The organism is Caldalkalibacillus thermarum, assembly GCF_014644735.1.
In the GTDB taxonomy this organism is placed as follows: Bacteria; Bacillota; Bacilli; order Caldalkalibacillales; family Caldalkalibacillaceae; genus Caldalkalibacillus; species Caldalkalibacillus thermarum.
The window spans coordinates 19,691-31,747 of the sequence record NZ_BMKZ01000015.1; the positions used below are offsets into that span (position 1 = coordinate 19,691).

11 protein-coding genes and 1 riboswitch are annotated in these 12,057 nt (G+C 52.9%); all 11 genes read right to left on the bottom strand.

What is annotated here, in order from left to right; all coding sequences use genetic code 11:
• Positions 1-36 precede the first annotated feature (36 nt).
• On the bottom strand, positions 37-813 hold the full coding sequence (gene cobM, locus IEW48_RS07730; RefSeq protein ID WP_188623293.1) for a precorrin-4 C(11)-methyltransferase: 777 nt from the start codon (positions 811-813) through the stop codon (positions 37-39).
• Positions 810-1,520 carry a precorrin-2 C(20)-methyltransferase gene (gene cobI, locus IEW48_RS07735; RefSeq protein ID WP_188623294.1) on the bottom strand — a complete coding sequence of 237 codons (711 nt, stop codon included), beginning with the start codon at positions 1,518-1,520 and terminating at the stop codon, positions 810-812. The genes cobM and cobI overlap by 4 nt, the downstream gene beginning before the upstream one ends.
• Entirely contained in the window at positions 1,517-2,731 is a 1,215-nt protein-coding gene (cbiE, locus tag IEW48_RS07740) for a precorrin-6y C5,15-methyltransferase (decarboxylating) subunit CbiE (RefSeq protein WP_188623295.1), read from the bottom strand. The genes cobI and cbiE overlap by 4 nt, the downstream gene beginning before the upstream one ends.
• Positions 2,715-3,794, bottom strand: a complete 1,080-nt coding sequence (locus IEW48_RS07745) for a cobalt-precorrin-5B (C(1))-methyltransferase (protein ID WP_188623338.1) — start codon at positions 3,792-3,794, stop codon at positions 2,715-2,717. Before IEW48_RS07745 ends, cbiE begins: the two co-directional genes overlap by 17 nt.
• A 64-nt stretch (positions 3,795-3,858) precedes the next feature.
• Positions 3,859-4,512 (bottom strand): precorrin-8X methylmutase, encoded by a 654-nt coding sequence (locus tag IEW48_RS07750; RefSeq protein WP_188623296.1) that lies wholly within the window; start codon positions 4,510-4,512, stop codon positions 3,859-3,861.
• An 83-nt stretch (positions 4,513-4,595) separates the two neighbouring features.
• Positions 4,596-5,375 carry a precorrin-6A reductase gene (cobK, locus tag IEW48_RS07755; RefSeq protein ID WP_188623339.1) on the bottom strand — a complete coding sequence of 260 codons (780 nt, stop codon included), beginning with the start codon at positions 5,373-5,375 and terminating at the stop codon, positions 4,596-4,598.
• A gap of 60 nt (positions 5,376-5,435) precedes the next feature.
• Complete coding sequence (locus IEW48_RS07760) at positions 5,436-6,317, bottom strand: sirohydrochlorin chelatase (protein WP_188623297.1); 882 nt, start codon at positions 6,315-6,317, stop codon at positions 5,436-5,438.
• Positions 6,318-6,339: 22 nt separating this feature from the next.
• Positions 6,340-8,013, bottom strand: a complete 1,674-nt coding sequence (gene cobJ / locus IEW48_RS07765) for a precorrin-3B C(17)-methyltransferase (protein WP_188623298.1) — start codon at positions 8,011-8,013, stop codon at positions 6,340-6,342.
• A gap of 245 nt (positions 8,014-8,258) precedes the next feature.
• Positions 8,259-8,452: riboswitch (cobalamin riboswitch) on the bottom strand.
• 248 nt (positions 8,453-8,700) lie between these two features.
• Positions 8,701-8,856 (bottom strand): DUF1540 domain-containing protein, encoded by a 156-nt coding sequence (locus tag IEW48_RS07770; protein ID WP_188623299.1) that lies wholly within the window; start codon positions 8,854-8,856, stop codon positions 8,701-8,703.
• A 195-nt stretch (positions 8,857-9,051) separates the two neighbouring features.
• Entirely contained in the window at positions 9,052-10,836 is a 1,785-nt protein-coding gene (locus IEW48_RS07775; protein WP_188623300.1) for an acyl-CoA dehydrogenase FadE, read from the bottom strand.
• Between the two features lie 30 nt (positions 10,837-10,866).
• Positions 10,867-12,048, bottom strand: a complete 1,182-nt coding sequence (locus IEW48_RS07780) for an acetyl-CoA C-acetyltransferase (RefSeq protein ID WP_188623301.1) — start codon at positions 12,046-12,048, stop codon at positions 10,867-10,869.
• Between the last annotated feature and the right edge of the window lie 9 nt (positions 12,049-12,057).

Genomic DNA, 12,057 nt, shown 5'->3' on the forward strand with positions numbered 1-12,057 from the left:
TGCCTTCTTTAAGCTGAATCACCGTCTGCCCGTTCATCACTGTTTCACCCCCTGACGGTATCCGTGTGTAAAGGCGGGATCGTACAGCTTGGACCGGTAAGCGGCCAGTCTCTCGTGATCAGGCTCTAAAGCCCAGCCTGCTAAAATCATGGCCTGAGAACGAACCCCGGCCCGGCGCATTGCTTCCGGCAAATCTCGCAAGTTGGTGCGTATCACTTTTTGGTCGGGCCAGCTGGCTTTGTACACCACAGCGACCGGTGTCTCATCACGCCAGCCCGCCTCCTTTAACTCTTGAACCACCTTTTTTGCTAATGTGGCACTGAGAAAGAGCGCCAGGGTGCAGTGATGACGGGCCAAATCCTTTAATTTCTCCCGCTCGGGCATGGGCGTCCGGCCTTCTGTCCGGGTCAAAATGACCGTTTGGGTCAGTTCAGGGATGGTCAGCTCTGCCCCTAACGCTGCGGCTGCCGCAAATACCGAGCTGACTCCGGGAATGATTTCATAGGGAATGCCGTTCTGTTTCAAGCGGATGATCTGCTCCATGACCGCTCCGAACACGGCAGGATCCCCGGTGTGGATGCGGGCCACGACTTTCCCCTGCCGTACAGCGTCAATCATCATAGCCATCATCTCTTCCAAGGTTAGACCAGCGCTTTTAATCACTTCCGCTTCCGGTTTGGCCTCGGCTATCAAGCGCTCACTCACCAGAGAGTCGGTATACATGACCACATCGGCACGGCGTAAAATGTTTAAGCCTTTAACCGTAATCAGTTCCGGATCTCCAGGCCCGGCGCCAATAATGTACACTTTCACCTTTTTCTCACCACCATGAGCGTTAAATACTCCAGTTCCAGCCCGTCTAATCTGTCCACATCCCAAATGACCTCTTCGTCTGAGGTCACTTTGGTCACCACGGAAGCATTGCGGCGCAGGTCAAGTTCATCCAGCACAGACAAGAGCAAATCCAGTACCTTGGCCACTTTCAAGAAAACCACACAATCGTTCTCCTCCAGCACCTTGCGCATTGCTTCCCGGTCATGTGTGGCAGGGACGATGGCCACCCGCTCATCCCCATCGGCCAAATCGATCCCCAATCGCGCGGCGGCGCCATTGATGGAGGAGATGCCAGGCACCGCTTGGATCTTCACTTCAGGATACTGTTCTTGCATCACCCGTTTCATATGAATAAACGTGCTGTACAGCAGGGGATCCCCTTCGGTGACAAAAGCCACATCTTGCCCCCGCCGGAGATATTCCCACAGGGTGGCTGTAGTGTTGTTCCACTCCCGTTCCAGGATGTTTTGGTCTTTGGTCATGGGAAAGACCAGGCCCACCTGCTCCTTTTCCCCAGCTGGAATGAACGCTTCAGCAATCCGGTGGGCGTAGCTTTTGCTTCCTTTTCTTTTTTTGGGATAGGCAATCACGGGCACCTGCTGCAAAATGCGAAAAGCTTTAACGGTAATCAGTTCCGGATCGCCCGGTCCCACTCCGACACCATACAACGTCCCTACCTTGTTCATGTCTTGTCGCTCCCTTCCCTGTAAGCCCGGAGAATAAACACTGGATTAAGGGCTTCAAAGCGGTTCATGTTAAGGATCGGTTTGCTCCTGGACACTTGCACCTGTGTCACCTGGGTGGCAAACCCCAGTGCTTTAAAGACAGACAAGGCTTGGGACAAGGTTTCAATGGTGGCGGCATTCAACACGATCGTTCCGTCAGGTTTGAGCCGGCTGGCACAGGTGTTCAGCAAAACGTCCAAATTGCCCCCTGTTCCCCCGATGAAAATGGCGTCGGGATCGGGAAAATCCTCTAACCCTTCGGGTGCCTTGCCATGTTTTAAAACAAAATCGGTCCGGAAGGTCAACATGTTGCGCCGGCACAGTTCCAGATCGCCTTCATTTTTTTCAATGGCATAGACGGCACCTTCACGGGCCAGCCGAGCTGCCTCAATGGCCACGGATCCCGTGCAGGTGCCAATGTCCCACACCACACTGTCCGTTCTTAAAGCTAACTGGGCTAAGCTGAGCACACGCACTTCCTTCTTTGTAATCAGGCCTTTATCGGGTTTGCGCTGGGCAAAAGCTTCATCATCGATGCCCAGCGGCCATTGGGGCGAAGAACCTGACCGCTTTAAAACCACAACATTAAGAGGAGAAAACGTTTGCTCCATCATCTCGTCCAATGTGTACCAGCCTGTGCGTTCTTCTTCTCCACCTAAGTTTTCGGCGACAAACGCTTTGTACTCGGTCATGCCAAACTTTTTGAGATAGGCGCCAATCGCCCGCGGACTGTTGGTCTCATCCGTCAGCAACACCACTTTGTGGCGTCCGTCAATCCGCTGGGCCAGACCGGTCAGCGGACGGCCGTGCACACTGTGGATATAAGCATCTTGCCAGCTTTCACCCATACGTGCAAAAGCCAGTTGCAACGAGCTGAGGTTGGGATACACTTCAACGGGCATGTGTTTGGCCAGATAGCCCCCAATGCCGTAGAACAATGGATCTCCAGAGGCTAATACCACCGTGGGACGGGTTTCTTCCTTCAAGCGCTGGACCACGTCTTTCAACCCGCCGGCAATCTCCACTTTTTCTCCTTGGTAATCTGGAAAAAACGCTAAATGCCGCTTTCCCCCAACCAGGACCTGACTCTCTTCAATCCAGCGTTCATATTGGGGAAGCAAACTCCGCCTGCCGTCATCCCCAATGCCGATCACCTTAATGGCACCTGTCATTGATAACCGCCCTTCCTAGCAAAACACCTTTAAAGGTAAAAATGACCGTTTCCAACTCAATCCCTCCGTCAACCTCTTTTAATCCGGCACGGCAACAAGCCTGGCACAGCTTTTCAAAAAAGCGGGAGTACCCAAGTTCATGCATCAGATTGCCCACTTCGGCAGCTGTATTAGCCTGTCGCACAGTTTCAACCACCTCTGCCGGGGCCCCGCTTTCTTCCGCCAGTTCAGCTAAAAAATTGAAGTCAACCGGAGCACTCTTGGAATGGACCATCATCACGCCCTGGGCGGCTTTGGAAAATTTACCCATCATTCCGGCCAGGGAGACGCGCCCAATCCCTTGCCGTTTGCATTGCTTAAGGGCAAAACCGACAAAGTCCCCCATTTCGATAAACGCCTCCTCAGGCAGATCAGGATATAACCCCATGGCGTGTTTTTCACTGCGCCCTCCCGTGGTTAACACCAAGTGATCACATCCGTTGGTGCGGGCTACTTTGATGGCCTGGGCCACACTGGCTTTGTATGCGGCGGTGGAAAAGGGAACCACAATGCCCCGCGTCCCTAAAATGGAGATGCCGCCGATGATCCCCAGGCGGGGATTTAAAGTTTTTTCCGCGATTTTTTCCCCTTCGGGAACCGAAATCACCACTTTGACTCCCCGGGAAACGCCGTGTTGCTCCAACACCTCCCGCACCGTGTCCATGATCATTTTGCGGGGCACCGGATTAATCGCCGCCTCCCCCACTGGAACAGGCAAGCCTGGTTTGGTGACTCTGCCCACACCTTGACCGCCGTCCAGCACAATCCCCGGCTCAGCCAGCCAGCTGACTGTGGCCTCAATCAGGGCCCCATGCGTCACATCCGGATCATCCCCGGCATCTTTAATCGTTCCGGCCGTCGCCTGCTGGGGCGAAAAGTGGCAGTGGGCCATCTGAAAGGTGGTCTCTTGGCCGATGGGCAGCCGAATCGTCGCTTCCTGTTGATATTGTTGGGTCAACAAAGCGGTTAAAGCGGCCTTGGCCGCTGCCGTGGCACACGCTCCGGTGGTGTAGCCGCAGCGCATCTTTTTTTCTTGAGCGCCGTTTTCCTGTTTGTCGCTTTCTTGTCCTTTGGTTGCCGGGGCCAAGTTACTCAACCACCTGTCCGGCCAAGAGGGACAGGGCATTCACAGCGGCCACTGTGACCGTGCTGCCACCCTTGCGGCCAATATTGGTGATGTAGGGAATGTCCAGTTTGGCCAGCTCGGCTTTAGACTCCGCTGCAGACACAAACCCGACAGGCAGGCCAACAATGAGTCCCGGTTTGGCTTCTCCCGCCTTAACCAGCCGTATTAATTCCAACAGCGCCGTGGGCGCATTGCCGATGGCAAAGATGCCGCCTTCTGCTTCTTTCACCGCTTTGCGCATGGCCATGATGGCCCGGGTGACATTATGCCGTTTGGCTTCTTCAGCCACATCGGGATCGGAAATATAGACATGGACGCTGCTGCCGTATTTCTCCAAACGGGGCTTATTAATCCCCACTTGAACCATCTGCACATCGGCCACCACCGGCCGGCCCTGGCGGATGGCGCGCACCCCGGCTTCCACTGCCTGAGGATGAAAGACGAGGCTTTTGCCCAGCTCAAAATCGGCTGAGGCATGGACAATGCGCTGTACAACGGCGAATTCGGCTTCTGAATAGTCATGGTCCCCAAACTCTTCCCTGATGATCTCAAAACTTTTACTTTCAATTTCCTGTGGTTGTATGGTGACCGGTTTAAAGCCGCTTGAAAATTCCACGTTCCTCCAACCTCCTATATGTTTTTACCAGCTCAAAATACGAAGCACGGGAACAAATTCATTTGCCGTCAACTGATCAACGTTTATACCTCAACAGGCTGGACATCTAACTGTTTCAGGTGCTGCAAAACTTCCCCGTAGGTGTGATAGCACACTCCATAGTCCACTTTGGGGCGTTTGATCATAATCACCTCTATCCCTTTTTCAAGGGCAGCCTCCACCTTTTCATCCACCGCTCCCGCCTTGCCGCTTTCCTTGGTGACCATCACATTGACGTCATAATGGTCATACAAGGCTAGGTTTAACGCTTTGGAAAAGGGCCCCTGCATGGCCACGATGTGCCGCTGTTCGATGCCCAGCTGTTCACACTTTTCCATATTTTCCTTGCGGGGCAGCAAACGGACCACAAGCGTTACCTCAGGAATCCCCAGCAGCCGGCGGGCAAAGATATCCACTGTTTTGCTCCCGGTGGTGAGCATGATAACCCCCTTTTTTTGAGCGGCTGCTTCAGCGGCTTGTTTGTAATTATCAACCCAGATAATATGAGGATGCTCAAAGTGTTGCTGCTCCCGCTCATAACGTATATAGGGAATGTTGGCTTTTCTCGCCGCCTGGACAGCATTTTGTGAGGCTTGCTCGGCATAGGGATGGCTGCCGTCCACCACAACCCGGCAGCCGTGGCCTTTTATCACTTTGACCATCTCTTCTGCCGTCAGACGGCCAACATGCACCTCGAGCCCCGCTTCACTCAGCCTTTTGGCGGCATTGCCGGTCACCACCGAAGTTAAGACCCGGTACCCTGCCGCCTTGATAGCCAAGGCCAATTCCCGTGCATCACTCGTGCCAGCCAGCATGAAAATCAAGCGCCATCTCTCCCTTCCCAAACAAGTTCCTCCCCGTGGTGTCTGTCACCTGCCGCGGCTTCAACCTTGTTCGTGATGATGATGGTGGTGATGATGATGACCCATATGTTCCAGGGCATAGAGACGATACTGACAATGATCACAGTTCATCCGCGCCTGACCTGCAAATGCTTCCTGAACCCGGTCCAGTACAATGGACTGTAACTGCTCATGATAACCAAAATAGGGGACCATACGAATCTGGCAATCAGGATGCTGTGCGCTGAAACGCTCAACCAGCCGGACCATGCGCTTGATGAGCACACCAGTAAAGAGAAAATAGGGAAGCACTACTATCCGTTTGGCGCCAAGCTGCACGCAGCGCTCAAGGCCCTCCTCCACCAAGGGCTCAGTCACGCCCATAAACGCGGTCTCTACCCATTTCACATTCACCTTTTCCCACAGCAGACGGGCCAGCTTGTACAGTTCACTGTTGGCATCTGGATCGGAACTTCCCCGGCCCACCACAAGGACCGCGGTTTCTTGATCCGTTTTGCTGTCTTCCTCTTCTGTTAACCCGAACCCACTTTCCTCCAATCTGGACAGCAAAATATCCACCGTGTGCGGATGCTGGCCCAGCGGCCGCCCATAGTGAAAGGTGACCTCAGGATATTTGCGGCGGGCTTCATCCAGTTCATGGGGAATATGCAGCTTAGAATGACCGGCAGGCAGCAAAATGATGGGGATTACGGCAATTTCTTGCGCGCCGTCCGCCACACATTGCTCAATGCCCTCCGTAATGGTAGGGGAGGCAAACTCCAGATAACAGAGGTGAACAAAATATTCCCCTAAACGGGGCTTAAGCATGTCCACAAACACGGCCGCTTCCCGGTTGCCTTCAGGATCTTTGCTGCCATGCCCCACAAACAGGACCGCTTTGCGACTTTCTTCCAACCGGTTCATCCGGTTCCCCTCCTTATGTTGTTTAATCTCCGCAAGCCACCGGCTCCACCGTGATTGGCGGCCGCATATCTTGATATTTAAAACCCTCAATTTCTTTGACACGCTTGAAAAACTTATGGAACCGCTCATTGGGATGTCCTTCTTCAGCATAGAAACGGACGATGCGCTCAATCAGGTCAACCAGCTCTTCAGGGGGGATGCCCTCCGCCACAGGCTGTCCCGGATGCGCTGTGCGGCTGATGTTCTTTCCGCCTAAAAACAGGTCGAAACGTCCTTTGCGGTAAACAATGCCGATGTCATCGTTCACTGCTCCGTAGCAGGCCATGCCGCAGCCGTTAAACCCGATTTTTAAGGTTTTGGGGACCGGCAGGCCTCCCAGACGCTTGTGCAGCTCTTCCACATAGGGAATGGAGTCAAACTTTTCCCCGTCGCAAAAGTCACAGGCTTTGATTTGCACCACATCACCCACAGGTTCCACCAACAAACCAACATTTTTTAATTGGTTCACCACCTGCTCCGGATCGCTGGTGGGGATTTCCACCAGCAGCTGGTGGTGGCGGCTGTAGCGGATGGACCCTTTGTCACCAACCACCTCAGCCAACTTGTGCAATTGTTCAGGCTTAAATTGTTTATTGGCCAGGCCAGGGCTGACCGCTGCTTCAAAAATTTCCTCCATTTGCCCATTAAGGGCACCCTGATTGAAAATGGCGTTCCCTTCCGGAATAGTGACGCTCCCTTCCCGTTGGGCCTCGAGTCTTTGCCACGCTTCCATCGCCCACTGGTAAGGCGTTTTCTCTGGTGCTTGTTCACCTGCTTTCTTTTCTGCTGACTTTGTTTCAGGCGCTTTTGCTTGTGCTGGCTTTTCCGGCCCATTTAACGCCCACGGTTCCGCTTCCGGGCGCAGCCGCTCATGGGGAGCAAGCAGCTGTTTTTCCCGGTCCAGCGTGTATTTGCGCTGGTAGCCCCGCGGCGTAATCATTTTTCCGTCGTAGACAAAGGTGGTGGAATTGCCGATAATCACCGTGGTCAGCATGCCAATCTCGTACTCCAGCATCTCCTTCAAGGTGGTCAGCACCACATGTTGCCGCTGGCGATAGGCACTTTTGACCAAGCCCACCGGTGTGTCCGGTGAACGATGGGCCAGCAAAATCTGCTGGGCCTCCACGATTTGGCGGGTCCGCCGTCCGCTTTTGGGATTGTACAAAGCGATGACGAAATCGGCCATGGCCGCCGCTTCAATCCGCTTTTTGATCAACTCCCACGGGGTCAAATGGTCACTGAGGCTGATCGTGCAGGCATCGTGCATCACCGGGGCCCCCAACAGGGAGGCGCAAGAATTAATGGCCGAAATTCCCGGAATGATTTCCACCGGCACGCCTGTTTCTTCCCGCCATCCTTTGGCGATCAGCACTTCATACACCAGTCCGGCCATTCCGTACAAGCCGGCGTCACCGCTGGAGATCACCGCCACTTTCTTCCCTTCTTCCGCTTTTTTAACAGCGGCCTGGGCCCGGGACACTTCCTCTGTCATGCCTGTACTGATAATCTCCTGACCATTGAGAAACGGGCGGATCAAGTCCACATACGTTTTGTAACCGACAATCACGTCGCTTTCTTCTAAAGCTTCCTTGGCCCGGTAAGTCATGTGCTTGACATCCCCCGGACCGAATCCCACAACCATGATTTTGCCCGACATCGCGCTTCCCTCCATGCTTAAAACTTCCTCTCCCATTGACGGATAAAGACGAAAAGCAAATAAAAATGACACCCTTCCCACGCGGAAAGGGTGCCGTTGAAAAGGAACGCTGAGTCAAGTTTTTCCTCACTTGGCCTAAGTATGCCTATACGCATATAGAAGCCCACACGCATATAGGACCCCCACAACGCCTGTAGAGGCGCCAAGGCCTTATTCCCCATCAACTCTCCTATCCTCGTAGGAAGTTGACCAGTGCAGCAGAGGCAGGTCTCCTGACTTATGGTTCATCGATCCCCATCTCCCTTCCCAGGTGAATAACCCAGTGGTTTCATGATGGGTCTCTCCCCAAATACAGTGGCGGGACCGTGCCGGATTCTCACCGGACTTCCCTTTTAAGCCCATTGGACAACCCATGGGCACCTCTGCCGATCCTCTATTCAGTTGTCGTGAATATGACGAATATCCCGGGTATGTTCATCCGGGCAGTTTTAGAGCAGGTGTATGCAATTTTCTTAATTTCTATTAAACAAAAAATGTTCCCCTCTGACAAGCCCTATTTTTCAATATGAACCAGTTTCATAAAAAAAGCGGGCCATAACAAAGAGATGGCCCGCTCTTAAAGATGTTTAAACAGGGGATGAACGGCAAGATTGGACGTCATGTGTTAAAAAGTAATCTCAGCCCGGCTTAAACCTCAGGCTCAAAGGTTTTACAATCGGTTTCTTTTTGGTCAGCAGCCTGGTTGCCAGTGTGGCTGACAATATAAATGGCGTCTGCGGCACATTTGTTTCCTTTTTCCCAATATTTGCAGTTGCTCACTTCACAAAACACATCTCTGGCCATTCAATTCACCTCCCCGTTCCCTTAATTTAATCCTTACCCTTGAAAAAGATACTTGCCATTTTATACACACTAAAAGGTTCTCTCTGCCATGCTTTTTTAAGAACCATACTAAAAAAACGACCGGACACTCTGTTCCGGCCGTTAGACAAAAGAGGAGATTAATGTCGCACACATAAGCTTAAACAGCCCTATTGCTTAAACCACATATTTTTCGGCTTCAATAATACGGTTGGCAATACGCCGTTTGATTTCAATGGTATTGATCGGATTGTGTCGGGTCAGTTTTTTCACAATGGCCAGCATGGTACGCAGGGTGTCCCCTTCTTCCATGGCAGCCAGACTCTCCCTGGCGATCCCTTCCAGGCGCTGCAGGGCTTCCTGGACATAGACGCGGGTATAATCCAGTTTTTGTTGTTCCTTAGCTTCGCCATTTTTAAGCACGGCTTTTTCCGTTCTCAGGATGGCACTTTCCATGGCGTAAATTTCAATGACCATGTCAGCGATGTGGGCCAACAGTTCCTGCTCTTTTTCCAGCTCTTGCTGATACTTTTGCACGCCGGTGCCGGCTACCATCAGGAACAGTTTTTTGGCCATCTCCAGATGCTGTTTTTCTTTAGCCAGCAGTTCATTTTCATCCGGCTCCTGGGGCATCAACATCATCAGCTCTTCCTGCAGGCCGCTGGCTTTGGACAAAAGATCCAGCTCCCCTTTCATCACTTTGCGCATCAGCGTGGCCGGAATGAGCAAACGGTTAATTTCATTGGTGCCCTCAAAGATACGATTAATACGGGAATCACGGTAGGCATTCTCCACCTCGTACTCGCTCATATAGCCGTAACCGCCGTGGATCTGCACTGCTTCATCCACCACATAGTCGAGGGCTTCCGAGCCGTATACTTTGTTAATGGAGCATTCAATGGCGTATTCGGCAATGGATTTGGCCACTTCCAGACCGTTTTCCATTTCTTCTTCACTCAAGCGACCCAGTTTCTCCTCAAATAAGCCAGTGGTACGGTACACCATGCTTTCGTTGACAAACGTGCGGATGGCCATGTTGGCCAATTTGTTTTTAATCAGGTTGAAATTGGCAATCGGCTGTTTAAATTGCTTGCGCTCTTTCGCGTATTTAACCGAAATTTCCAGCAAGTGCTTGGTGGAGCCGACGCAGCCCACAGCCAGCTTGTAGCGTCCAATGTTCAAAATGTTAAAGGCGATCACGTGCCCTTTGCCGATCTCACCCAGCACGTTTTCAACGGGCACTTTAGCTTCATCCAGGATCAAGGTGCGTGTGGATGACCCTTTAATACCCATCTTCTTCTCTTCGGGACCGGTAGAGACACCCTCATAGTCACGCTCAACGATAAAGGCCGTAAATTTCTCCCCGTCCACTTTGGCATAGACGATAAAGACATCGGCGAATCCAGAGTTGGTGATCCATTGCTTCTCACCGGTCAAAATGTAGTATTTACCGCAATCGCTTAATTTAGCCACTGTTTTTGCTCCCAAAGCATCGGAGCCGGAAGAGGGCTCGGTCAGGGCGTAAGCGGCAATTTTTTCGCCTGTGGCCAGGGCCGGCAAATACTTCTTCTTCTGTTCCTCATTGCCGAAGAAAACGATGGGCAAAGTGCCGATGCCCACGTGGGCCCCGAAACTGAGGGCAAAGGACCTTCCCGGGGACAAATATTCAGTAATAAGTGAGGAGCTGATTTTGTCCAAGCCCAATCCGCCATATTTCTCCGGGATATCAGCACCCAAGAGCCCCAGCTCTCCGGCCTTTCTCAACAGGCGCACCGTGTGTTCAAAGTTGTGGTTCTCTATTTCCTCCAGAACCGGTCTGACTTCGTTCAGCACAAATTCTTCCGTTGTTTTGGCAATCATGCGGTGCTCTTCAGTAAATTCTTCCGGGGTCAACACTTGCTCCGGCGTGACATCCTCGATGAGAAAGCCGCCGCCACGGACAAAGGATTTCACATCGCTCATATTGGTTTCCTCCTTATTTCTCCTCAAATTTTATTCACATAATTCAAAGACGCCGGCTGCGCCCATACCGCCGCCGATACACATGGTTACAACGCCAAATCGCTCGCCGCGCCGTCTCATTTCATAGGCCAAGGAAAGGGTCAGTTTGGCCCCTGTGCAGCCCAGCGGATGGCCCAGGGCGATCGCCCCTCCGTTCACATTCACTTTCTCTTCATCCAGCCCCAGATGGCGAATAACCTGAATGGACTGGGAAGCAAAAGCTTCATTCAGTTCCACCAACCCCACATCATCCAGGGTGATGCCAGCCAGCTTGAGGGCTTTCGGCACCGCTTCCACCGGGCCAATCCCCATAATGTCCGGATCAACGCCGCCAACAGCAAAAGCTTTAAAGGCGATGAGCGGTTGAAGCCCCAGCTCCTGAGCCTTTTCGCGGCTCATCACGACCACTGCCGCTGCCCCGTCACTGGTTTGGGAGGCATTGCCGGCGGTTACCGTGCCCTGGGAATGGAACACCGGTTTCAGCGTGGCCAAAATCTCCATGGTGGTGTTGGGACGCACCCCTTCATCGGTGTCAAAAATGAAGCTCTTCTCCTGCACCTTGCCGTTTTCATCCAGATAACGCTCGGTGACAGGCACGGGAACAATTTCCTCCTTGAAGCGCCCTTCCTTGATCGCTGCTGCTGCCCGCTGGTGGCTGCGGACCGCGAAAGCATCCTGTTCTTCACGGCTGACCTTAAAGCGGCGGGCCACCTCTTCAGCGGTATGTCCCATGCTCATGTAGGCTTCAGGCATGTTCTCCATCAGCCAGGGATTGGGGGCCACTTTATGGCCGCCCATAGGGACGCGGGTCATGCTTTCCACCCCGCCGGCAATCATGACGTCAGCATGGCCCAGCATGATTTTTTCCGCCGCAAAAGCGATCGCCTGCAAACCTGAGGAACAAAAACGGTTAATGGTGATACCCGGCGTGGTGGTGGGCAGTCCGGCACGCAAGGCAATGATGCGGGCCAGATTCATGCCCTGCTCCCCTTCAGGGAAAGCACAACCAATTATGATGTCTTCGATTAAGGCCGGATCAAAATCTCCTGCCCGTTTGATCGCTTCCTTGACAACCAGAGCGCCCATATCTTCCGGCCGGACCTGCTTCAACGATCCCTTCTTCGCTTTGCCGACCGGCGTGCGGGCCCCCGCCACAATCACGGCTTCTCTCACGGCACTCTC